Raw genomic sequence first — 22,663 nt, 5'->3', positions numbered from 1 at the left:
TGCGGCCCCGCCTCGCGGGTCCGGTGCTTCCCCGCTCGCGATCAGGCGCTGCGGACGAGGGCGAGGAAGCGGCGGTGGAAGCGGTCCTCGCCGGCGACCTCGGGGTGGAACGCACTCGCGATGACGTTCTCCTGCTGCACCGCGACGACCTGGCCGTCCGGCAGGGCGCCGAGGACCTCGACCCCCGGGCCGTGCTGCTCCACCACGGGTGCGCGGATGAACACCGCGTGCACCGGGGCCTCGCCGAGCGCGGGCATCGGGACGTCGATCTCGAACGAGTCGTTCTGGCTGCCGAAGGCGTTCCGCCGGACGGTCGTGTCGAGCACGTCGAGCGTCTGCTGTCCGGGGATGCCGGCGGCGATGCGCGAGGAGAGCATGATCATGCCCGCGCAGGTGCCGTAGGTCGGCAGGCCGCCGCGGATCGCCTCGGACAGGGGCTCGGCCACGCCGAACGCCCGCGAGAGCTTGTCCATGACGCTCGACTCACCGCCGGGGATCACGACGCCGTCGAGGGCGCCGATCTCTTCGGCGCGACGGAGCGGCACCACGTCGGCGCCGAGTTCCGTCAGCGACGCGATGTGCTCACGGAAGTCGCCCTGCAGCGCGAGGACCCCGATGCGGGGCCGGGCGCTCACCAGCCGCGCTCGGCGAGGCGGTGCGGTGCGGGGACGTCGGCGACGTTGATGCCGACCATCGCCTCGCCCAGCCCACGGGAGACCTCGGCGATGACCTTGGGGTCGTCGTGGAAGGTCGTGGCCTTGACGATCGCGGCGGCACGCTTGGCGGGGTCGCCCGACTTGAAGATGCCCGAGCCGACGAACACGCCGTCCGCGCCGAGCTGCATCATCATCGCGGCGTCGGCCGGGGTCGCGACACCACCGGCGGTGAAGAGCACCACCGGGAGCTTGCCGGTCTGCGCGACCTCCTTCACGATGTCGAACGGGGCCTGCAGGTCCTTCGCGGCGACGTAGAGCTCGTCTTCCTTGAGGTGGCGCAGCGCCGCGATCTCCTTGTTGATCGTGCGGATGTGCTTGGTGGCCTCGGACACGTCACCCGTGCCGGCCTCGCCCTTGGAGCGGATCATGGCCGCGCCCTCGGTGATGCGACGGAGCGCCTCGCCCAGGTTCGTCGCACCGCAGACGAAGGGCGTGGTGAAGTTCCACTTGTCGATGTGGTTGACGTAGTCGGCCGGGGACAGCACCTCGGACTCGTCGATGTAGTCGACGCCGAGCTCCTGCAGCACCTGCGCCTCGACGAAGTGGCCGATGCGGGCCTTCGCCATGACGGGGATCGACACCGCGGCGATGATCTCCTCGATCATCGACGGGTCGGACATGCGGGCGACGCCACCTTGCGCACGGATGTCGGCGGGGACGCGCTCGAGGGCCATGACGGCGGTCGCGCCGGCCTCTTCCGCGATGCGGGCCTGCTCGGCGTCGACGACGTCCATGATCACGCCGCCCTTGAGCATCTCGGCGAGGCCGCGCTTGACGCGGTCCGAGCCGGTGATCGAGGTGCCGGGGGTGCTCGTGGTGCTGCTGCTGTCGCTCATGATGCCGACAGTCTAGTGCTCCGACGGCCACCCGTCGGCGACGAGTCGGCGGGTCTCGCCGAGCAGCTGGGACATCGACTTCGTCCGCGCGATGATCGGGAAGAAGTTCGCGTCGGACTGCCACCGCGGGACGATGTGCTGGTGCAGGTGGCCGGCCACCCCGGCCCCCGCGACCTCGCCCTGGTTCATCCCGATGTTGAAGCCGTCGCAGTGCGACACGGCACGCAGGACCCGCATCGCCGTCTGGGTGAGCTCGCCGATCTCGCGGAGTTCGTCCGGCGTCGCCTCGTCGTAGAGCGGGACGTGGCGGTACGGGCAGACGAGCAGGTGCCCGTTGTTGTACGGGAAGAGGTTGAGGAGGACGTAGGCGTGCTCGCCACGGGCGACGATGAGGCCGTCCTCGTCGGACTTGTGCGGGGCCTCGCAGAACGGGCAGTCGTCGTCGTGTCCGCGGCCCTTCCCCTCGCGGCCGGCGTCGATGTACGCCATCCGGTGCGGGTTCCAGAGGCGCTGGAACGCGTCCGGCACCGCGGCGCCGGTCGCGGCGTCGCGGATCACGAGCGGGTCGTCGGCCGACCCGGTCGCGGTGGGCACGGCCGTGGGGCCGGCCACGTCGTCGACGTGACCGGTCCCCCGGACGGGATCCGTGCCTCCTGGCCGGGTCATCAGACCTGCGCGCGCTCGCGGATGGCGGTGAGGATGCGCTCGACCGCCTCGTCCACCGGCACGCCGTTGTCCTGACGGCCGTCGCGGAAGCGGAACGACACCGCGCCGGCGTCGCGGTCGTCGCCGCCCGCGATGAGCTGGAACGGCACCTTCTGCTTCGTGTGCGTGCGGATCTTCTTCTGCATGCGGTCGTCCGAGTGGTCGACCTCGGCGCGGACGCCGTGCGCACGGAGCTTCGCGACGACCTCGTCGAGGTAGTCGCCGTACTCGGCCGCGACCGGGATCGCGACGACCTGGACCGGCGCGAGCCACGCCGGGAAGGCGCCGGCGTAGTGCTCGGTGAGGACGCCGAAGAACCGCTCGATCGAACCGAAGAGGGCGCGGTGGATCATCACCGGACGCTGACGCGTGCCGTCCGCCGCCGCGTACTCGAGGTCGAAGCGCTCCGGCAGGTTGAAGTCGAGCTGCACGGTCGACATCTGCCACGTCCGGCCGATCGCGTCGCGGGCCTGCACCGAGATCTTCGGGCCGTAGAAGGCCGCGCCGGCGGGGTCCGGGACGAGTTCGAGTCCGGACTCCTCGGCGACCTCGCGCAGGGTGTCGGTCGCGACGTCCCAGACGTCGTCGTCGCCGACGTACTTCTCGGGGTCCTTCGTCGACAGCTCGAGGTAGAAGTCGTTCAGCCCGTAGTCGCGGAGCAGCGACAGGACGAACTGGAGGGTCGTGGTGAGCTCCTCCTTCATCTTCTCCTGCGTGGTGAAGATGTGGGCGTCGTCCTGCGTGAGGCCGCGCACACGGGTGAGGCCGTGGATCACGCCGGACTTCTCGTTGCGGTACACGGTGCCGAACTCGAACATCCGCAGCGGCAGGTCGCGGTACGACCGGGCCTGCGAGCGGTACGCGAGGATGTGCATCGGGCAGTTCATCGGCTTGAGGTAGTAGTCGGCGCCCTGGCGGGTGACGTTGCCGTCCTCGTCGCGTGCCTCGTCCATGTGCATGGGCGGGAACATGCCGTCCCGGTACCAGCCGAGGTGCCCGGACTGTTCGAAGAGGTCGCCCTTGGTGATGTGGGGCGTGTAGACGAACGAGTAGCCCTCCTGCTCGTGCCGACGGCGCGAGTAGTCCTCCATCTCGCGGCGGATGATGCCGCCCTTCGGGTGGAAGATCGCGAGGCCGGAGCCGATCTCGTCGGGGAAGGAGAACAGGTCGAGCTCGGCACCGAGCTTGCGGTGGTCGCGCTTGGCAGCCTCTTCCAGGCGGACGAGGTACGCCTTGAGCTGGTCCTTGTCCGGCCAGGCGGTGCCGTAGATGCGCTGGAGCTGCGGGTTCTTCTCGGAGCCGCGCCAGTACGCCGCGGCGACGCGCATGAGCTTCGACGCGTTGCCGATGATCCGGGTGTGCGGCAGGTGCGGACCGCGGCAGAGGTCCTGCCAGAGCACCTCGCCCGTCTTCGGGTCGACGTTCTCGTAGACCGTCAGCTCGCCGGCGCCGACCTCGACGCTCTCGCCGGAGTCGCCGGCCTCGGCAGCGCCCTTGAGGCCGATGAGCTCCTGCTTGTAGGGCTCCCCCGCCATGCGCTCGCGGGCCTCGTCGTCGGTGACGACCACGCGACGGAAGCGCTGGGCCTGGCGGATGATGCGATCCATGTTCTTCTCGATCGCCTTGAGGTCCTCCGGTGTGAAGGGCTCGGCGACGTCGAAGTCGTAGTAGTAGCCGTCGCTGACGGGCGGGCCGATGCCGAGCTTGGCGTCGGGGTTGATCTGCTGCACGGCCTGCGCGAGCACGTGCGCGGCCGAGTGGCGCAGGATGTCGAGGCCGTCCTGCTCGTCGAGGGTGACCGGCTCGACGACGTCGCCGTCGTGCACCTCGGCCGCGAGGTCCTTGAGCACGCCGGCGACCCGGATCGCCACGACGCCGCGGACGCCGTCGAACAGCTCGGTGCCCGTCGTGGTCGTCGTCGCGGTGCGGGGCTCGGGTGCCTGGGGAAGGTCTGCGGGCTCGGGTGCGACTGACTCGGTCACGATGATGGGACTCCTCGGTTGGATGGGGTGGATCAAGACTAGTGCGCGGGCGGTCCGCTGGCGGCTCAGGCCGGTCCGTCCGCTGGACGGTCCGTTTGCTGGCGGACCAGGCCGGGCCGTCCGCTGGCGGACCAGGCCGGGCCGTCCGCTGGCGGACCAGGCCGGGCCGTCCGCTGGCCGGTCAGGCCGGCCCGTCCGCTGGCCGGTCAGGCCGGCCCGTCCGCTGGCCGGTCAGGCCGGGACGGCGCCGAGGGTCTGCACGGGCAGGCGCGGCTCGAGGCGTTCGCGGCCGGCCAGTCCGTCCAGCTCGAGCAGGGCGGCGAAGCCGATCGCCTCGTACCCGGCGCGCTCGAGCAGGGTCACGGTCGCGGCGGCCGTCCCACCGGTCGCGAGGACGTCGTCGACCACGAGCACCCGCGTCCCCGCCGGCAGCTGCCCCGGTCGCAGCTCGAGCTCGGCCTCGCCGTACTCGAGCGCGTACTGCTCGCTGAGGACCTCGCCCGGCAGCTTGCCCGCCTTGCGCACGGTCAGGACACCGACCTGGTGCTGTGCGGCGATCCCGCCCGCGAGGGCGAAGCCCCGGGCCTCGATGCCGGCGACCGCCGCGAAGCCGTCGCCGATCGCGAACGGCGCCGCGAGTGCTTCGCACACCCGGCCGAACGCGACGGCGTCCGAGAACACCGGCGTGACGTCGCGGAACAGGATCCCGGGCGAGGGGAAGTCCGGCACGACGGCGGTGAGGCGTTCGACGAGGGCAGCTGCGGTTTCGGTCACCCGACAACGGTACGGGAGGCGCGGGGCACCTCCGTCACGCGCGGCCCGTCCCGAGGTGGCCGGGCTCGCGTGCGTGCTCGTCGCACGGTGCGAGGTTGGCGCGCTGGTGCTCGTGCTGGTGCGGGTGCGAGTGCGCCGCGCCGTGCGGGTCGCGGCCGTGCCGCACCGTGCGGCGGACGCCGGCTGGTGCGGGCGCGATCGCTCGGTGCGGGTTTACAACCTCGCACCGAGCGATCGGCGCCGCACCGGATGACGTGGGACGCACGGTGCAGCAAGCGCGTTGTGCCTGGTCGTGCGGGCCGCGGCCGCACGGCACGGTGCTGCGGTCGCCGGCTGGTGCGGGCGCGACCGCTCGGTGCGGGGATAGAACCTCGCACCGAGCGTGCAGCGCCGCACGGGGTGACGTAGGGCGCACGGTGCAGCAAGCGCGCCGTGCTGGGTGCGGCGGGCCGCGGACGCACCGCACGATGCGGCGGACGCCGGCCGGTGCGAGCGCGACCGTTCGGTGCGGGGTTACAACCTCGCACCGAGCGGGCAGCGCCGCACCGGGTGACGCAGGGCGCACGGTGCGGCGGTCGCCGGCCGGTGCGGGCGCGACCGCTCGGTGCGGGGTTACAACCTCGCACCGAGCGGTCAGCGCGGCACCGGCTGACGCAGGGCGCACGGTGCGGCGGAGCCGCCGCGCTGCAGCGGGAGCTGCCGCGCCGCACCGGGTGACGCAGGGCGCACGGTGCGGCGGAGCCGCCGCGCTGCACCCCGCGCCGTGCGCGGAGCAACCGCGCGGCGCTCAGCGCCAGCGGTTCTGCAGGCCGACCTGCAGGAGCCAGGCGGCCTCGCGGGCAGCCCGCTCCTGCTCGAGACGCCGGCGCGTCTCGAGGTCGACGGAATGACGGACGTGGTGCGTCCGGCGGCTCCAGATGATCAGGGACAGCCCGACGCGGAGCGCGATGCGGTCGGACAGTGAGACCCGACGGCGCACCGCGCGGGTATCGGGAGGGCGGATGACGGTCTTCGTTGACAAGGTGGTGCCTTTCAGGCGTGATGACGACTGCCAGGGCATGGCAGTGCTGCCCGGAACGCGGGCAGAGAGATGAATGCGCGAGAATGCATTCCGCACGCCGTCGAAGAATGCACGACGAGTGCGGTCAGGAATGACTACCGATGGTGGGAGCGTCGCACCGACCACCGACGTCCACGACGACCATCCGGCGCGCTCGGACCGAGGCACCACGAGGGTGTCGGACGAGCGCAAAGGACGGCTGGATCGGCACCGTGCGGCGAGGAGACCTCAGCGCGGACGGGCCGGTCGGAGATGCGGCTGGTGTGGGACGCTCCGTGTCAGCGGACCCGGATCGGGGTGCCGCCGGACGTACGGATTCCACGGAACGGAGTCGTTGCGGTGAACATCATGGTCAGGCCCCCTCTCGGTCTCGTGCTGACGCGGTGATTGCTGCTCGTGAACACTATCCACACCGCTATTCCCCGCGCAACCCTTTTCCGGGAATTCGTCCGGAATTGTATTCCCGAACCGTTCGGACGCACCGGCACCACGGACATCCGGACACGAAGGACGCCCCGGCACCACGAGGGGTGCCGGGGCGTCCCGGCGCAGAGCGGACCAGACCGGACTAGACCGCCGCGGGGACCGCGACCGAGGCCTCGAGCGCCCCGTCGACCACGTCGATCCGGACGGTGTCGCCGCCCGTCACGGCCTCGTCCACCACGAGGCTCGCGATGCGGTCGTCGACCTCGCGCTGGATCAGGCGCCGGAGCGGGCGGGCGCCGTACTCTGGCTCGTAGCCGTGCTCGGCGAGCCACGCCACCGCGGCGTCCGTCACCGTCAGGGTCATGCCCTGCGCGACGAGCCGGAGCGCCGTGTCCTCGAGCAGCAGCGACACGATCGACTCGATCTGCGAGCGGTCGAGCTTCCGGAACAGCACGATCTCGTCGATGCGGTTGATGAACTCCGGCCGCATCGCCTCACGCAGCTTGCCCATGACCCGGGCGTGCAGGTCCTCCTCGGCGTACCCGTCCCCGGACCCGACCGGCGCGAAGCCGAGCGCACCGGAGCGCGACGCGAGGAACTCGGAGCCGATGTTCGACGTCATGATGACGACCGTGTTCCGGAAGTCCACCGTGCGACCCTGGCCGTCCGTGAGACGACCGTCGTCGAGGACCTGCAGCAGCAGGTTGAACACGTCCGGGTGCGCCTTCTCGACCTCGTCGAGCAGCACGACCGAGTACGGGTTCCGACGGACGCGCTCGGTGAGCTGCCCGGCCTCGTCGTAGCCGACGTACCCGGGAGGGGCGCCGACCAGTCGCGAGACGGTGTGCCGCTCGCCGAACTCGCTCATGTCGAACCGCAGCATCGCCGACTCGTCGCCGAACAGCGACCCGGCCAACGCCTTCGCGAGTTCGGTCTTGCCGACACCCGTCGGACCGAGGAACAGGAAGCTGCCCACCGGACGACGGGGGTCGCCCATGCCGGTCCGGCTGCGCCGCACCGCGGTGGCGATCGCCCGCACGGCGTCGTCCTGGCCGACGACGCGCTCGTGGAGCTCGTCCTCGAGCGCAGCGAGCCGGGAGCGGTCGCCCTGCGTCAGGCGGGTCGCCGGGATCCCGGTGGCACGCGACACGACGGCTGCGATGTCCTCCTCCGTGATCGAGGTGCCCACGGTCTCCGGACCGGAGGCGCGACCAGCGTCGGCCTGACCGGCGGCGGTGATCCGCGCCTCCAGTCCGTCGATCTCGTCGCGCAGGCGCGACGCCTCCTCGTAGTGCTCCTCGGCGACCGCCGCGTCCTTCGACGCCACGAGCGTGGCGACCTCGGCGCGCAGTGCCTCGACGTCGACGTCCCCGGACAGGGCGAGCCGACGGCGCGCACCGGCCTGGTCGACGAGGTCGATGGCCTTGTCCGGCAGGTGCCGGTCGGTGACGTAGCGGTGGGACAGCTCGACCGCGGCGCGGAGGGCGTCGGGCGTGTAGGTGACGCCGTGGTGCTCCTCGTAGCGCGGTGCGAGGCCGGTGAGGATCGCGACGGCGTCCTCGACGCTCGGCTCCCCCACCGTGACCGGCTGGAAGCGACGCTCGAGTGCGGCGTCCTTCTCGATCCGGCGGTACTCGTTCAGCGTGGTCGCGCCGACCAGGTGCAGATCGCCGCGGGCCAGCCGGGGCTTGAGGATGTTGCCGGCGTCCATCGAACCGCCCTCGCCGCCACCGCCGGCGCCGACCACGGTGTGCAGCTCGTCGACGAACACGATGAGCTCGTCGGCGTGCGCCGCGATCTCGTCCATCGCCGTCGTGAGGCGCTCCTCGAAGTCGCCGCGGTAGCGGGTGCCGGAGAGCATGCCAGCGAGGTCCAGCGCGACGACCCGCTTGCTCTGGAGCAGCACGGGCACGTCGCCGTCGGCGATGCGCTGCGCGAGTCCCTCGACGATGGCGGTCTTGCCGACGCCGGGCTCGCCGATGAGGACGGGGTTGTTCTTGGTGCGACGGAGCAGGATCTCGACGGTCTGCTCGATCTCGTCCGCGCGGCCGATCACCGGGTCGATGCGGCCGTCGCGGGCCCGCTCGGTGAGGTCGGTGCCGAACTGGTCGAGCGTCGGGGTGTCGCTCGCGGTGTCGGTGGTCTGGTCCGTGGTCGTGGGCATCGTGCGCCCCTCCCTGGCGGCGGCTGCGGCCTCCGCCGCGTACTCCTGCATGACCTGCGGGGTGACGCCGGCGCTCGCGAGCAGCTGCCCGGTGACGGTGTCCTGGTCCATGACGAGCGCGAAGAAGACGTGCTCGGGGTCGGTGTACGTGCTGCCGAACCCGCGGGCGGCCTGGGTGGCCTCGAGCAGGATGCGCTGGGCGGTGCCGGTCAGGGCCGGCCGAAGGTCGGGCTGCTCCTGGGGCTCGCGGGCCATCGGCAGGCGCTGCTCGACCTCGTCGGCGAAGCGCTCGGGGTCGACACCGGCGTGCCGGAGCACGGCGGTGAACGGGTCGGTGCGCACGAGCACGTGCAGGACGTGCAGGGCGTCGATCTCGCGCTGGCCCTGCGCGGCCGCGTACTCGGCGGTGCGCTGGAGCAGCTCGTGGGTGCGACGGCTGAGCAGTCGCGTGATGTCGACCGGGCGTCCCAGCGGGACGGATCGCTGGGCGCCGGTCTCCTGTGCCGCGAGCAGACGGGCGAGGAACTCGTCGAACGAGTCGTTGCCGCCGGTCGGGCCGAACGTTGCTGGCAAAGGGACCTCCTGGGAACTTGAGTGCCTTCGACTCAATGCAACGCAGGAGGGACCGGCTCATTCCCGGTCGGCGGAGAAACTTGCGGTGACCCGGCTCAGGTCCGTGCGATCGGCGCCGCGGTGGCGTCCGTGACCCGCACGAGGTCGGCCGGGGCCACCTCGATGTCGAAGCCCCGCCGGCCGCCCGACACGAAGATGCTCGGGTAGGAGAGCGCCGACTCGTCCACCACGGTCGGCAGCTTCGTCTTCTGACCCACCGGGCTGATGCCGCCGACGACGTAGCCCGTGCGCCGCTCCGCGAGTGCCGGGTCCGCGAGGGTCGCCTTCTTCCCGCCGACGGCCGCCGCGATGGCCTTGAGGTCCAGTCGGTTCGCCACCGGGACGATCGCCACCGCGAGGGCACCGTCGACCGACACCACCAGGGTCTTGAACACCTGCTCCTCGCGGAGTCCGAGCGCGGCAGCCGCCTCCTCGCCGAAGTTGGTGGCGGTCTCGTGGTGCTCGTACACATGCGGGGTGTACGCGACCCCCGCCTGCTCGAGGGCGACGGTCGCTGGGGTGCTCGGCGAACCTGCGGTCATGGGCACGATCCTGCCGTGACCAGGCACTTCCCCCGCGACGGCGCGCGGGGGTTACCCTGAACGGACCATGACCATCGTCGAGCTCGTCCTGCGCTGCACCGCCGCGCTCGTCCTCGGCGACCCCTCGGTCGGCGCCGTCCCGCTCGTCGCCGTCGTGGCGCTCGGGCTCACGGCCGTGGCGGTCGCGGTCCTCGTGGCGGCCGTCCTCGCGATCGTGGTCGGCCTCGTGCCGGCGCGGTCGGCGGTGCCGTCGCGCGCCCCGGCCGACCTCGTGACGCGGATCGCCTGGAGTCATCCCGACGCCGACGGGCACGCGCGACCGCGGGCCCCGGGAGCCGTCGCACCGGCCTGACCACCGATCGGTGGCCGGGCCGCACTTGCGACCCACTCCCACCGAACCGATCGGAACGTCATGGACCTCACCACCCTGCCCCTCGTCGGGCCGCTGCTGCACGGCGGCGCCGACCTCCTCGCCGCCACCACCGCGGCACTCTCCCCCACGCTCGGCGGACTCGCCGCCGCGATCGCCGTCGTGCTGCTCACCCTGGCCGTCCGCGCCGTGCTCGTCCCGCTCGCGGTGCTGCAGGTGCGCGCGGAACGGGACCGCCGTCGCCTCGCTCCGCAGATCGCGGCGCTGCGACAGCGCCACGCGAAGGACGCCGAGCGGCTCCGGCGCGCGATGCAGGAGCTCTACACGCACGAGAAGGTCTCGCCGCTCGCCGGCTGCCTGCCGGTCCTCGCCCAGGCGCCGGTCCTCTCGCTCGTCTACACGCTGTTCACGCACGCCTCGATCGACGGCACGGTGAACACCCTGCTCTCGGCGACCCTCGCGGGGGTGCCGCTCGGGCACTCGTTCGTCGTCGTCGTGACCTCGCCGCTGTGGGCGCACGCCTGGGTCGTGGTGCTCCTGCTCGCCGTGCTCGCCATCGTGGTCGAGCTCACCCGCCGCGCGAACCTGCGGTGGAACCCGGCAGCCGTCGCGGACGCCTCGGTGCCCGGTGCCGGTGCGACGGCGGCGATCGGGCGTTGGGCGCCCTTCGTCACGGTCGTGTTCGCGGCGATCGCACCGCTCGCGGCAGCCCTCTACGTCGTCACGAGCGCCGTGTGGACCCTCGGGGAGCGGGCGGTGCTGCGGCGCGTCCTGGCCTGACGGCGGGCACCGTTCGTCGGCCCTCGGCCGCGTCGCCGGGTGTCAGCCGCCCTGGCCCTCCTGCTGCGGACCCTGGTCGACGGGGTCGTACTCGGTGCCGCGACCCTGCTCCTGCTCCGGCAGGGGCACGTGGCGCTCGGTGCCGGTCCCCCCGGGGCTCGTCGCGACGTAGTCGGCCTCGCCGGACTGCGTGTCGTGGCTCAGCGGCTCGAGGGTCTCGGGGTCGGGATCGTGCTTGTCGCTCATGCTCCCCGTCTACGCCCCGCGAACTGGGTGCGCGCCCGCACGCCGCCGGTGGGACGATGGGCGGACAGTGCGACCGACCGGGAGTGCGCATGGCCGACGACGACGTGGCAGCAGAACGAGCACGGCTCGAGTCGCTCGCATGGGGTGGTGGCGTGTCCGAGGCCGACGCGGCCGCCGCGAGGATCGCCCTGCAACGGCTCGGCGCCCCACGGCGCGGTCCAGGAGGCGCGGCTGGCGTCACCCCGCCGGTACCGTCCACGACGCGGTCGCGTCCGACGCCGTCTGCCGCCGGTCCGTCCTCGGTGCCGTCCGGTGCCGCGGGCGACGGCAGCCTCGGACGCGCGGCTCGGGCCTCACTCGGCACCGGCGGCACACGGCCCCTCGCGGGTTCGTCGGGGGCAGCGGCGGCCGCGGCCGGCGGCGACGCGTCCCGAGCTCCCGGTGCGACGGCCCCGGCTGCCGGTTCCGCATCGACCGCCTGGGCGTCCGGTGCCGCACCGGTCGGTACCACGGCTCCGGCCCCGGCTCCGGGGTCCGCATCCACCCCGGGACCGTCCGGTGTGACACCGGTCGGTCCCGGGGCCGTCGGCGCTGTGCCGGACGCAGCCGCTTCGGCGGTGCGCCGGGCCGACGCGGACGTGTCGGCCGACGTCGACGGCGGCGACGGCGCCACCGGCGCCACCGGCGCCCCTGGCGACGGGACGGGTGGTCCGGATGGACGCACGATGCCCGGCCACGAGGCGGGGGCGGGCGTCGGCGGCGGGGGTGCGCCGCGCCTCCAGGACCGCACCCGCGCCGTGCGCGAACGGATCACGCGCCTGATCGGGACGACGCGCCCGCGTGTGTGGGTCGGTCTCGGGGTCGCCGCCGCGGTCGGCGTCGCGTTCGCCGCCGGGACCGTCGTCGGGACCTCCCGACCGGACCCCGCGGCGGCGCCGAGCGTGACGCCGAGCGCCGGGACCATCACGCTCGAGGACCTGTTGGACATGCCGCAGACCTACGCGGACCAGCTGCCCGGTCCGGTCGAGGCGCCGGTGACGCTCCGGACGACCCGGCTCATCTTCACGAACCGAGCGCTCGACGGGGGCTCGTTCGAGACGCCCTGGAGCGTCTGGGCGGGCGTCGGGACCGACCGCTCCACGATCTGCCTCGTCGCGACGGCGAACCGGTTGGAGTCGACCTCGGCGTGCTACCCGCGCCAGGACGCGCTGCACGGGTCGGTGTCACTGTCCGCGCAGTCGATGAGCGGGACGCTGACGCTGAACCTCCGGGGCGGCGGTGTGCAGGGCACGGTGACGAACGAGAACTGACCGGGAATGCCTGGGCGCCACAGGCGTTGGAGCGCTCCTAGGACTTTCTCGGCGAAGGCTCTCGCATCTCATCGGTGCACCGTGCAACACTGGAAGAGCGCACTCGCCGTGGAGTCGTACCCACAACCCACACACCACAGCGAGCGCGCATCGTCGGCCGGCACCGTCCGGTCCGGTCGTCGTCACGTCGACACCGACGCGCGCTCCGCCGTTCCCCGGAGGAGGTCAGCAGCGTGTCCACCCACACCACCACCTCGGCCGTGTCGACGAACACGCGGCCGATCACCGTCACCACGCAGTCCGTCGTGGGCATCGCCGTGCTCGGTCTCGCGACGTTCTTCGCGATCACGACCGAGCTCATGCCCGTCGGGCTGCTCGGCACCATGAGCGCCGACCTCGGCGTCTCCGAGTCGACCATGGGCATCGTCGTCACGGTGTACGCCGCCGCGGTGGCGATCCTCGCGCTCCCGCTGACCTCGCTCACCGCCCGGCTCCCGCGCAAGACCGTCCTCGTGGCGACGCTCATCGGCTACACGGTGTCGAACGTGATGATCGCCCTCGCGCCGTCATTCGCCGTCGTGTGCGCCGGCCGGGTCGTCGGCGGTGTCGCCCACGCGCTGTTCTTCTCGGTCGCCTCGGCGTACGCCACGCGCATCGTCCCGCCGCGGCTCGCCGGTCGTGCGATCGCCTTCGTGTACTCCGGGAGCTCGCTCGGCTTCGTCATCGGCGTGCCCGTGGCGACCTGGGTCGCGCAGTCCATCGGGTGGCGCCCGGCCGTCGGGGCCGTCGCGGTCGCCGCAGCGGTGCTCGCCGTGGTCGCGCTCCTGTTCCTGCCGAGCGTCCGCGGGGCCTCCTCGCCGCACATCGGCTCGCCGAAGGCCTGGGCTCGCACCGGCCTGCTCTCCGTCGTGGTCGCCGACCTGCTGCTCTTCGCCGGGCACTACGTCGTCTACACGTACATCGGGCCCTACGCGGTCGACGCCGGGCTCGACGCCGACATGGTCAGCGGGGCGTTGCTCGTCCTCGGCGGCACGGGTGTCGTCGGGCTCTGGCTCGCCGGGATGTTCGTCGACCGGGCACCGCGGCAGACCCTCATCGCAGCCGTCGCCGTGATGGCCGCGGCGTTCGCGGTGCTGCCGTTCGTGCACGGGTCGCTGCTCGGCACCATGGTCGTCGCCGGCGTGTGGATGGCCGCCAACGGCACCACGGGCACGCTGTTCATGGCGGCGGCAATCCGGACCGGCGGTGTCTCCCCCGACATCGCGGGCGCCCTCGTCAACGGTGCGTCGAACATCGGCATCGCCGGAGGGGCCGCCATCGGCGGCCAGGCACTCGGCGTCGTCGGCCTGCAGTTCATGCCGTTCGCCGGCGCCGCCGTGCTGGTCGGGTCCCTCGGCGTCGTGATCGCGGCGCGTCGGGGCTTCCCGGTGCACACGCACAACCAGGAGCACCTGTCGACGTCGTCCATCGAGGCCATCACGTCGTCGCTCCAGGTGGTCACGACCTCGGTGCCGGTGGTGTCGCGGGCGATCCAGACCCTCACGGGGTCGGTCGCGGTGGCCACGGGCTCGGTGCCGACGCGGCGCGGGCGCTGAGGCGCTGAGACGCGGGGGCGCGGGGGCGCGGGGGCGCGGGGGCGCGGGGGCGCTGGTCGAGCCGGCCGTCCGGCGCGGCGCACGGTGCGGTGTCGGTCACTCGGTGCGGTGTTGACGGCTGGGTGCGGCGCTACAGGCGGGCACGGAGCGAGCAACCTCGCACGGGGTGGCGGATCCGGCACGGTGCCGAGCGTCGGTGCTGGTCCGGTACGAGGCCGGTCGGCGGGCGTCTGGCACCCGGCCAGTTCCGCACGGTGCGGTGTCGGTAACTCGGTGCGGCGTTGATGGCTGGGTGCGGCGCTACAGGCGGGCATGGAGCGAGCAATCTCGCACGGGCTGGCGTATCCGGCACGGTGCCGAGCGCCCAATGCTGCGTCGGCGTGAGGCTGATCGGGGGCTTGCGGCACTCGGCCAACTCCGCACGGTGCAGTGTCCGTCACCCGGTGCGACGCTGACGGCTGGGTGCGGCGCGACAGGCGGGCACCGAGCGAGCAACCTCGCACCGCACGGCACGGCACGGCACGGCACGTGCCGGCGCGCCGCGCACGAGACGACGAGGGGCGGGACCGGCAGCGCCGGCCCCGCCCCTCGCGTGTGCGGTTAGTCCTGGAGGTGCGACGTCCGGCGACGGTTGCGCGCCGCGCGGAACGTCAGGAGCCCTCCGCCGAGCAGCACGAGCACGCCCGCGGCGATGAGCCCCGGCGTCAGGTCGGCGCCCGTGTAGGCGAGGGCGCCGCTCGTCGGGCCGGATCCCGTCGCGGCGACCGGCGCGGTCGTCGGGACGGGGTTCGCCGTGGGCACCGGGGAGGCGGTCGGCGTCGCGGCGGCTGCCACGACGAGGTCGTCGACGGTCACCACGTCGGTGTCGTCGAGGCCGGACGTGAACCCGATCGTCGCGTCGCTCCCGGTGACCGACACGGTGTAGTCGGTCGACGGGGCGAGTCCGTCGAGCGTGTAGCGGCCTTCGGCGTCGGTCGTGGCCGTCACGGGCGCGCCCGAGTCTGCCTCGTCCGGCGTCGCCGTCACGGTGCGCCCGGCCACGGGAGCACCGTTCGTGTCCACGACCCGACCGCTCGCGCTGGTGGTGACCGGTACCGGCGCCGCGGGCGTGGTGAAGGCGAAGTCGCGGGTCTGGTCCGCGCCCCCGCCGACCAGCGTCACCGCGGTGCTCGTCGCTGCGCCCGTCGCGTCGGGCGTCGGCAGTGCCGAGCGGACCGTGTAGGTGCCACCGACCGTCGTGAACGAGTAGGAGCCGTCGGCTCCGGTGACCGTCGTGTCGACGACCGTGCCCGACGCGTCGAGCAGGTCGATGGTCACGTTCGCCTGCGGTGCGCCGTCGAGACGCACCACCCCACCGACGCTCGCGACGGCTGTGGTGACGATCGGCCCGGCTCGCGTGGGTGCCGTGGGAGTGGCTGCACCCGTCGTGACCGTGACCGGGTCGGCACCGTCGACCGCGACGGTGACCGCCGTGTTCGGCGTCAGGCCCGACGCGGTGTAGTAGCCGTCCTCGTTCGTGACCGTCTCGATCGGGTCGGTCGCGTTCGGGTCGGTGATGACCACGGGCACGTCGGCTGCGGGGTTGCCCGCGTCGTCGACGACCTGTCCGATCACCGCGGTGGTCCCGTCGGGGGACGTGAACGTGAAGTCGCGCACCTGGTCCGCGCCGCCCGGGACGCCGTTCAACGAGACGTCCGTCGCCGTCGATGCACCGTTGGCTCCGGGCGGCGCGGTGATCGACACCGTGTAGCCGTTGATGACGGGGAGCTCGGGGAACGCGTACTCCCCCTCGGCGTCGGTCGTCGTCGTGTACACGGTGCCGCGCGGCGCCGTCACGGTGACCGTCGCCCCGGGAATGGGCGTGCCGTCGAGCGTGGCCGTACCGGTGATCGCGGCGGTACGGTTCGCGAACCAGGTCTGGTAGACGGGGAACCCGCTCCGGCGCTCGTAGGTGATCGTCAGGCTCGTCAGCGGGGTCGTCGGCGTGAACCAGGCGGTCGCGCCCGCGGTGTCCACCGACCCGGCGTTGCCGGTGAGCGTCAGCGTCGCCGGGTCCCAGGTCGGGACGTCTCGACCGGTCGACCCGTCCGGGTCCGCCGGGCACGACCAGCCACCGGGCGACGTCGCCGAGCACGAGTTGTAGACGCTCTGGAACCCGAGGTCGGTAGCGGTCGCGGCGGCACCGGCCTGGGTGACGGCCGAGATCGTCGCACGGTCGGCATCGACGTCGCCGAGCACGAAGGACCAGCTGCTCGCACCGGGCGTCGGCTCGGCGAAGGTGTACGTGGTGACCGACGGCTGGCCGGCCGCGTCGGCGAGCGGTCGCTGGTTGAGGTACGTGTTGCCACGACTCGACCCGTACGCCGCGCCCGGGCCGGTGTTCGGTCCCTGCCAGGTGGAGTTGCCGCTCACGACGGTCGACTGCCGCGAGTTCGACGTGAAGGTGGTCTCCGGGAAGCCAGGCATGCTGACGGTGCCGGTGTAGGCCTTGGTCTGGCCGGCGAGGGTGAAGGTCCCCCAGTGTCCGGCCGGTTCGGCGGAGGCTGACGACGCGCCGACGAGCGCGAGTCCCCCTCCGAGTGCGAGGGCGGTCAGTGCCGCCGTGACGGTGCGCAAGCGCCGCATCGTGCTCCCCTGCTCGTGCTGACCTGGTCCCTGAGCCAGACGTCGGTGTCTCGACGTCTCCTCAGGCTATCCAGGGAGCGCGAAGACCGTCCACACGATGCCGTGACCGGGACAGGTGACCGTCGACCGGTGTCCGGCGCGGGTCACCCCTCCGCCAGCCGGTCGAGCGCGGCGACCTGCCCCGCGACGAGCATCGTGCGCGCCTCGTCGACCGGCACCCACCGTGCGTCGTCGACCTCCGGCACCTCGACGTACCGGCCGGATCCCCGCGGCAGTTCGATCCACGCCGTGTTCGACCGCACCCGGTCGACCGTGAACGCGGGGGCCGCGACCGCGAACACCCGCACACGCTTGCCGGACGCCTGGCGCACCTCGCCCAGGTCCGTGACGGGGCCGTCGGGCGCGGCGACCCCGATCTCCTCGGCGAACTCGCGGCGGGCGGTCTCGAGCGGGTCCTCGTCCCCCTCGACGAGCCCCTTCGGGATGGACCACGCGCGTGGTCGGTTCCGCTAGAACGGTCCGCCCATGTGCGCGATCCAGACCTGCACGCCGACGTCGTCCGTCCGGTACAGCAGGAGTCCCGCGCTCAGCACCACGAGCGCGACGCTACCCGGCGGCGGACGGTGTCGACGCCGGGCCGCGCGGTGCGGGCCGGTCCCCGGCTGCGCCGGTCGGTCCAGGAGGCGCGGGTCGGCCCGGTCGGCGTCCGCACCGTGCCGACGGGTCGGGTCCGCGACCGGGGAGCGGGAGTAGTTTGCAGGGTGAGGAGCGCCATGACGACGCCCCGGAGGGCCCCGGACGAGGAGGTCGATCGGGATGGACGAACGGTGGAGGACGGTCACACTGGCCGCCGATGCGGCAGCGCCGCACGAGGAGGCTCTGCACTGGGTCACCGACCGGGCCGGGACGGGCATCGACCGCATCCGGGTGATCGGGGTCGACCCGGCGATCGAGGGTCGCACGGGTCCGGACGGCAAGCGCGTCGCCGACGCGGTGGCGGACGCCGCCCGGGCCGCGATGCCCGATGCTCGGGTCGAGGTACGACGGCACGCCGGACCGTTCACCACGGCACTCGTCGAGGAGTCGGACGGCGGCGACGTCCTCGTCATCGGCACGTTCCGCGGCCGTCGCGGCTCCACCGCCGGTGGGGACCCGGCCCGTGTCGCGGCACGCGCAGCGGTCCCGACGGTCGTCGTGCCGGAGGGACCCCGTCCGATCGCCGGCGACGTCGTGCTCGCGGTCGAGGAACCGGTCGACGACCGCGCCCTCGCGATCGCCGTCGACGAGGCCCGTCGGCTCCGCCGGAGAGTGACGCTGCTCCGCGCGTGGGAGATGCCGGTGCTCACCCGGACGGGTCTCACGGACTTCGCCGAGGACCCGATGCGATGGCGGACCCGGAACGCCGAGCTCCTGCAGCGGGTCACGACGGACCTGGTGGGCCGCTACCCCGACGTCCGCTTCCACCCGCTGCTCGTCGAGGGCCACCCGGGGCACGCGATCGCCGCGCACACGCGTCGCGCCTCGGTCGTGGTGCTCGGGCTCGGGCACGTGACGGCGCTCTCGGGCTCGGTCCTGCACGACGTCCTGCGCGAGACGGTGTCGCCGGTCGTCGTGGTCCCGCCCGCGGCGCACGACGCTCCGGTCCCCGGAGCGGCGGATCAGCCGGCGAGGTCCCGGGCGGCCGCCGCGACGCGCTTGGTGAGGTAGGCGACGCCGCGGGTGTTCGGGTGCAGCGCGCCCGGCTCGAGGTCGATCCGCCGCAGGTCACCGGTCCCGTCGAGCGAGACCCCCGACACGTAGGGCTTCTTCGTCGCGCACGCCGAGTGCGCCTGGGTGCTCGAGAACACGTCGACGAACCGGACCCCTGCGGCCCGTGCGGCCGACGCCGACACGTCGTTCAGTGCTTCCTGCACGCCGTGCAGGTACCGCACGTCGGTGTTCGTGAACGGGTAGGTGTTCGAGGGGAAGGAGCCCGCCAGGGTCCCGAGGTCGAGCGCGGACCGGAAGCAGCCGCCCTTCGGCGTGTGGTCGGCGTCCGGGAAGATCGCCGGGTACCCGAGGAACAGGACGGTCGCGTTCGGCGCGGCCTCCCGCACGGTGGCGAGGGTGTCGGCGATGCCGAGCGCCACGCGGGACTCGATCTTCGTCCGGAGCATGTCCTCGCCGTCCCGGACGAGCGTGCTGCGGCAGGAGGGCGCGTCGCGGCCGGAGAACACCGGCCCCTTCGGGGAGAGGGCGAGGCACGACGCCGCGGTGCCGAACAGGTCGGCGTCGTTGCCGCCGATCGTCAGCGTCACCAAGCGGGTGCGCTCGGACAGCGACCGGATCTGCGGCGGGACCCCCTTGAACTGGAACCCGCTCGTGACGTCGTCGCTCGTGGCGCCGCCGCAGGTGACGTCGGTGAGGTCGAGCCCGAACCGTGCGGCGATGCGGTGCGGGTAGTCCTGGGCGGACTGTCCGCAGGCGCCGGTCGGCAGGTGGGTGGGATCGGACAGCCCGTAGCCGGCCGAGTACGAGTCGCCGAGTGCGACGTACTCGCTGCCCGGCGGGAGGTCGGTGAGCGTCTCGACCGGGTCGCCGGTCACCGGGTACGGCTGCGGGACCGGCCACATCGGCGCGGCGGAGACCGCACCACCACCCGCGACCGACCCCGCGAGCACGACGGAGGCCGCCACCACGGCGAGCAGCGTCGAGCGGACGGAGCGGAGCAGGTTCGGCCTCCAGGGACGGGTCGGACGAACCAGGCTAACGCGCCGACCCGTCGCGGGCGGTCAGCGACGGCCCAGTCGTCGCTCTCCCCCGCTGCCCGTGCGGTACTCGAGGCCGTAGTGCTGGTAGACCTCCGGCTCGAGCGACGCGTCGAGCTCACCGTCGGTCGCGATCGTCGGCGCGTCCTTCACGAGCTTCTTCGGGTACGCGACCCGCAGGTGCTTCGGCGCGACCAGCGCACCGGTCAGCGGCACGAACAGGAGCTTCTGGAAGCCGACCATCCCCGTGGTGACCGCTCCGAAGGCGGGCTCGGAGGTCGCGGTGTCGTAGTAGATGCTCTCGAGCGTGCCGACCTTGTCGTCCGCCTCGTCGACGACCGGCAGACCGATCCAGTCCCGGATGTTCGCGGCTTCGAACACGTGTGCCTCCTCGTGAGCACCCGGCGTGTCCGGGTCGCTCACCCGCCACGCTACTGAGCGGCCGTCCCGTCGGTCACAGCGGGTCGTCGACCGACCGCGAGCGTGTCGACCGCGGCGAGCACGTCGTCGGGACCGATCGCGAGGAGCGCCGGGTCCGGGTCCTCGGCGAAGACGTCGCCGCGGCGCACCGAGGCGTCGGTGAGGACGACGTGCGGACCCGTTGCGGGCGGCCCCCACGCCTCGGGTGGCGCCGGTCCGAACACGACCACCGAGGGGATCCCGTAGGCGGACGCGAGGTGCGCCGCCCCGGTGTCCACCGTGACGACGAGCGCGGCGGCGGCGATGACGCCCGCGAAGTCCTGCAGCGGCAGCACACCGGCCAGCACCGCCCCCGGCGCCAGCCCGGCCGCCTGCGCGACGTCGGCCGCACGCTCGACGTCGTCCGCGCCTCCCGTCAGGACCACGTCGAGGCCGCGCGCTCGCAGTCCGCGCACCACGGCGGCGAAGCGATCCGTCGGCCAGTGCCGCGCGCCGTGGAAGGCGCCGACGTGCACGACCGCGGCCCCCTCGGCGACCGGGGGTGTCGCCGGACGCGCGATGCCGACGTCGTCGGGATCGGCGGCGATGCCGTGCCAGGCGAGCAGGCGGGTCCACCGGTCGCGCTCGTGCACGCCGTCGGGCCACCCAGGCCCGTCGAAGCCGTTCGTGGGGTCGGCGTGGCCGATCACCCGACGGGCACCGAGGGCCGCGACCAGGTCGGAGGACTCCGGCCCGGCGCCGTGCAGGTTCACCGCCACGTCGATCGCCCCGGCGGGCGCACCGATCGGGTGGTCCAGACCGTGCTGGGCGAGGTGCACGTCGACGTCCGGCAGGAGTTCGACGACGGGCGCGAGCCACGCCGTGGTGGCGAGCGAGATCCGGTGGTCCGGGAAGGCGCGGCGCAGCGCGTGCAGTGCGGGCACCGCGACGAGCAGGTCGCCGAGCTTGATGGCGCGGAGCACGAGCAGCTCGGGGCGCCCGTCGGACGGGGGCAGGGTGGGGACGGCGGTCACGCGGGCGACGGTAGCCGTGGACACCGGTCCGTTCGTCCGGGATCGCGTTCGCCGGCTGTTCCTGAGCCGACCCCCTGCTGCGCGCCGGTAGGTCGGGGGCATGGCTCTCGCTCCGGACCGCACCGTGCGCGGTCTCCTCTTCGACCGCGACGACACGCTCGTCGTCGACGTCCCCTACAACGCCGATCCGAGACTGGTGGTGCCCGTCCCCGGCGCGCGGCGGGCGGTCGGTCGTGCCCGGGCGGCCGGTCTCGCGCTCGGGGTGGTGACGAACCAGTCGGTGATCGCGAGGGGGACGGCGACGCGCGAGCAGGTCGACGCCACGAACGCCCGGGTCGACGAACTCGTCGGACCCTTCGACGTGTGGTGCGTCTGCCCGCACGACGCCGACGACGACTGCGCGTGCCGGAAGCCCCGCCCCGGGATGGTCCTCGACGCGGCCGACCGGCTCGGCCTCGACCCGTCGGAGCTCGTGGTCGTCGGGGACATCGGCGCCGACGTCGGGGCGGCGCTGGCCGCGGGCGCCCAGTCCGTGCTCGTCCCGACGCCGCGCACCCGGCAGGAGGAGGTCGACGCCGCACCGACGGTCGCGGCGACGATCGAGGACGCGGTCGCCCTCGTGCTCGAGCACGTGCGGACGGTCCGATCGTGAGGGCCGGCCCCCGGGTCCTCGTCGTCCGCCTCGACTCGTTCGGGGACGTGCTCGTCGCGGGCCCCGCTGTCCGGGCCGTCGCCGCCGGGGCGTCCCACGTGACGATGCTGTGCGGGCCGCAGGGCGCCCCCGCGGCGGACCTGCTGCCCGGTGTCGACCGGGTCCGGGTCTGGGCGGCCCCGTGGGTGACCGAGACCGCCAGACCGGTGGACGACGCCGTGCTCGCCGAGTTCCGGGCGCTCGTCGCCGATGAGGGCCCGGACGAGGCGGTGGTGCTCACGTCGTTCCACCAGTCACCGCTCCCCGTGGCGCTCCTGCTCCGCCTCGCCGGCGTCGGCCGGGTCTCCGGCGCCAGCGTCGACCACCCCGGCTCCCTGCTCGACGTGCGGCTCCGCCCCGGCGAGGACCTCCCCGAGGACGTCCCGGAGGCCGAACGGGCGCTGCGCATCGTCGCAGCGGCCGGGTTCCGTCCGCCCGAGGGGGACGCCGGGAGGCTCGGCGTGCGTCTCGACGTCGACCCGCCTGCCGAGGTGGCCGCCCTGGACCGCTACGTCGTCGTGCACCCCGGCGCAAGCGTCCCGGCGCGCGCGTGGCCGGAGGAGCGGCACCGCGACCTGGTCGCCGCGTACGCGACCCGCGGGATGCCCGTCGTCGTCACGGGATCGCCGGGCGAACGCGCGCTGACGGCCCGGGTCGCCGGGGACACCGCGATCGACCTCGGTGGTCGTACGACGCCGGCCGAGCTCGCGGCGGTGCTCGCCGGCGCCGAGGTCGTCGTCGTGGGCAACACCGGGCCGGCGCACCTCGCGGCCGCGGTCGGGGCACCGATCGTGAGCCTGTTCTCGCCGGTCGTCCCCGCCGTCAAGTGGGCGCCGGACGCGCCGCTCGTCGAACTGCTGGGCGACCAGCAGGCTCCGTGCCGCCTCAGCCGCGCCCGCGAGTGCCCGGTACCGGGCCACCCGTGCCTGTCCTCCGTGCGCACCGAGAACGTCCTCGAAGCGCACGAACGGCTCCTCGACCGCGCTTCGTGGATGGACCGGAGAAGTCTGCGGAGCGCGCCAGAGGGTGCTGCGTAGCTTCCGCACTGC

20 protein-coding genes and 1 pseudogene are annotated in these 22,663 nt (G+C 73.3%); 7 read left to right on the top strand and 14 right to left on the bottom strand.

Annotated features, from left to right (window positions below):
* Positions 1-41: 41 nt before the first annotated feature.
* The 8 genes from pdxT to ybaK form a co-directional block, all read right to left on the bottom strand.
* Positions 42-638 (bottom strand): pyridoxal 5'-phosphate synthase glutaminase subunit PdxT, encoded by a 597-nt coding sequence (gene pdxT / locus ACQXVK_RS07805; RefSeq protein ID WP_402263806.1) that lies wholly within the window; start codon positions 636-638, stop codon positions 42-44.
* Positions 632-1,552 carry a pyridoxal 5'-phosphate synthase lyase subunit PdxS gene (gene pdxS / locus ACQXVK_RS07800; RefSeq protein ID WP_402262897.1) on the bottom strand — a complete coding sequence of 307 codons (921 nt, stop codon included), beginning with the start codon at positions 1,550-1,552 and terminating at the stop codon, positions 632-634. The genes pdxT and pdxS overlap by 7 nt, the downstream gene beginning before the upstream one ends.
* Before the next feature lie 12 nt (positions 1,553-1,564).
* Positions 1,565-2,218, bottom strand: coding sequence for an HIT family protein (locus tag ACQXVK_RS07795; RefSeq protein ID WP_430853209.1), 654 nt, complete (start codon positions 2,216-2,218; stop codon positions 1,565-1,567).
* On the bottom strand, positions 2,218-4,152 hold the full coding sequence (gene thrS / locus ACQXVK_RS07790; protein WP_430853435.1) for a threonine--tRNA ligase: 1,935 nt from the start codon (positions 4,150-4,152) through the stop codon (positions 2,218-2,220). The genes ACQXVK_RS07795 and thrS overlap by 1 nt, the downstream gene beginning before the upstream one ends.
* Before the next feature lie 318 nt (positions 4,153-4,470).
* The gene (locus ACQXVK_RS07785; protein ID WP_022907327.1) at positions 4,471-5,013 is read right to left on the bottom strand and encodes an adenine phosphoribosyltransferase; all 543 of its coding nucleotides are present in this window, start codon (positions 5,011-5,013) and stop codon (positions 4,471-4,473) included.
* Positions 5,014-5,800: 787 nt separating this feature from the next.
* Positions 5,801-6,034 carry a hypothetical protein gene (locus ACQXVK_RS07780; RefSeq protein ID WP_402262892.1) on the bottom strand — a complete coding sequence of 78 codons (234 nt, stop codon included), beginning with the start codon at positions 6,032-6,034 and terminating at the stop codon, positions 5,801-5,803.
* Between the two features lie 607 nt (positions 6,035-6,641).
* Positions 6,642-9,236, bottom strand: a complete 2,595-nt coding sequence (locus tag ACQXVK_RS07775; protein ID WP_430853208.1) for an ATP-dependent Clp protease ATP-binding subunit — start codon at positions 9,234-9,236, stop codon at positions 6,642-6,644.
* A 95-nt stretch (positions 9,237-9,331) separates the two neighbouring features.
* The gene (ybaK, locus tag ACQXVK_RS07770; protein ID WP_402262886.1) at positions 9,332-9,817 is read right to left on the bottom strand and encodes a Cys-tRNA(Pro) deacylase; all 486 of its coding nucleotides are present in this window, start codon (positions 9,815-9,817) and stop codon (positions 9,332-9,334) included.
* A gap of 67 nt (positions 9,818-9,884) precedes the next feature.
* Here ybaK and ACQXVK_RS07765 point away from each other — a divergent pair, with 67 nt between their 5' ends.
* Together ACQXVK_RS07765 and ACQXVK_RS07760 are read left to right on the top strand one after the other, a co-directional pair.
* Positions 9,885-10,169, top strand: a complete 285-nt coding sequence (locus ACQXVK_RS07765; protein WP_022907502.1) for a DUF6412 domain-containing protein — start codon at positions 9,885-9,887, stop codon at positions 10,167-10,169.
* 60 nt (positions 10,170-10,229) lie between these two features.
* Positions 10,230-10,967, top strand: coding sequence for a YidC/Oxa1 family membrane protein insertase (locus ACQXVK_RS07760; RefSeq protein WP_430853207.1), 738 nt, complete (start codon positions 10,230-10,232; stop codon positions 10,965-10,967).
* A 42-nt stretch (positions 10,968-11,009) separates the two neighbouring features.
* Here ACQXVK_RS07760 and ACQXVK_RS07755 read toward each other — a convergent pair whose 3' ends face one another.
* Positions 11,010-11,213 (bottom strand): hypothetical protein, encoded by a 204-nt coding sequence (locus tag ACQXVK_RS07755; RefSeq protein WP_430853206.1) that lies wholly within the window; start codon positions 11,211-11,213, stop codon positions 11,010-11,012.
* A 725-nt stretch (positions 11,214-11,938) separates the two neighbouring features.
* On the opposite strand from ACQXVK_RS07755, the gene ACQXVK_RS07750 reads away from it, so the two are divergent.
* Positions 11,939-12,523: a hypothetical protein gene (locus ACQXVK_RS07750; RefSeq protein WP_430853205.1), complete on the top strand. Its 585-nt coding sequence runs from the start codon at positions 11,939-11,941 to the stop codon at positions 12,521-12,523.
* Positions 12,524-12,756: 233 nt separating this feature from the next.
* On the top strand, positions 12,757-14,118 hold the full coding sequence (locus tag ACQXVK_RS07745; RefSeq protein WP_430853204.1) for an MFS transporter: 1,362 nt from the start codon (positions 12,757-12,759) through the stop codon (positions 14,116-14,118).
* 600 nt (positions 14,119-14,718) lie between these two features.
* On the opposite strand, the gene ACQXVK_RS07740 is transcribed toward ACQXVK_RS07745, so the two are convergent.
* Positions 14,719-16,734 carry a carboxypeptidase regulatory-like domain-containing protein gene (locus ACQXVK_RS07740; RefSeq protein WP_430853203.1) on the bottom strand — a complete coding sequence of 672 codons (2,016 nt, stop codon included), beginning with the start codon at positions 16,732-16,734 and terminating at the stop codon, positions 14,719-14,721.
* 152 nt (positions 16,735-16,886) lie between these two features.
* Positions 16,887-17,231, bottom strand: a pseudogene (locus ACQXVK_RS07735) (NUDIX domain-containing protein); the annotation flags it as partial.
* Between the two features lie 328 nt (positions 17,232-17,559).
* Between ACQXVK_RS07735 and ACQXVK_RS07730 the strand changes: the two are divergent.
* Positions 17,560-18,450: a universal stress protein gene (locus ACQXVK_RS07730; RefSeq protein WP_430853202.1), complete on the top strand. Its 891-nt coding sequence runs from the start codon at positions 17,560-17,562 to the stop codon at positions 18,448-18,450.
* On the opposite strand, the gene ACQXVK_RS07725 is transcribed toward ACQXVK_RS07730, so the two are convergent.
* From ACQXVK_RS07725 to ACQXVK_RS07715, 3 genes are all read right to left on the bottom strand, one after another.
* Positions 18,402-19,421: an SGNH/GDSL hydrolase family protein gene (locus ACQXVK_RS07725; protein WP_430853201.1), complete on the bottom strand. Its 1,020-nt coding sequence runs from the start codon at positions 19,419-19,421 to the stop codon at positions 18,402-18,404. The genes ACQXVK_RS07730 and ACQXVK_RS07725 overlap by 49 nt on opposite strands.
* A gap of 93 nt (positions 19,422-19,514) precedes the next feature.
* Complete coding sequence (locus ACQXVK_RS07720; RefSeq protein WP_031263208.1) at positions 19,515-19,871, bottom strand: PRC-barrel domain-containing protein; 357 nt, start codon at positions 19,869-19,871, stop codon at positions 19,515-19,517.
* A 50-nt stretch (positions 19,872-19,921) separates the two neighbouring features.
* On the bottom strand, positions 19,922-20,923 hold the full coding sequence (locus tag ACQXVK_RS07715) for a glycosyltransferase family 9 protein (protein ID WP_022908397.1): 1,002 nt from the start codon (positions 20,921-20,923) through the stop codon (positions 19,922-19,924).
* Between the two features lie 100 nt (positions 20,924-21,023).
* Between ACQXVK_RS07715 and ACQXVK_RS07710 the strand changes: the two genes are divergently transcribed.
* Complete coding sequence (locus tag ACQXVK_RS07710; protein ID WP_430853200.1) at positions 21,024-21,575, top strand: D-glycero-alpha-D-manno-heptose-1,7-bisphosphate 7-phosphatase; 552 nt, start codon at positions 21,024-21,026, stop codon at positions 21,573-21,575.
* Positions 21,572-22,651, top strand: a complete 1,080-nt coding sequence (locus ACQXVK_RS07705) for a glycosyltransferase family 9 protein (protein ID WP_430853199.1) — start codon at positions 21,572-21,574, stop codon at positions 22,649-22,651. The genes ACQXVK_RS07710 and ACQXVK_RS07705 overlap by 4 nt, the downstream gene beginning before the upstream one ends.
* Positions 22,652-22,663: the final 12 nt, after the last annotated feature.

It is taken from the genome of Curtobacterium sp. AB451 (assembly GCF_050585845.1).
GTDB lineage: Bacteria > Actinomycetota > Actinomycetes > Actinomycetales > Microbacteriaceae > Curtobacterium.
This window is presented reverse-complemented; position numbering and strand designations above follow the sequence as displayed.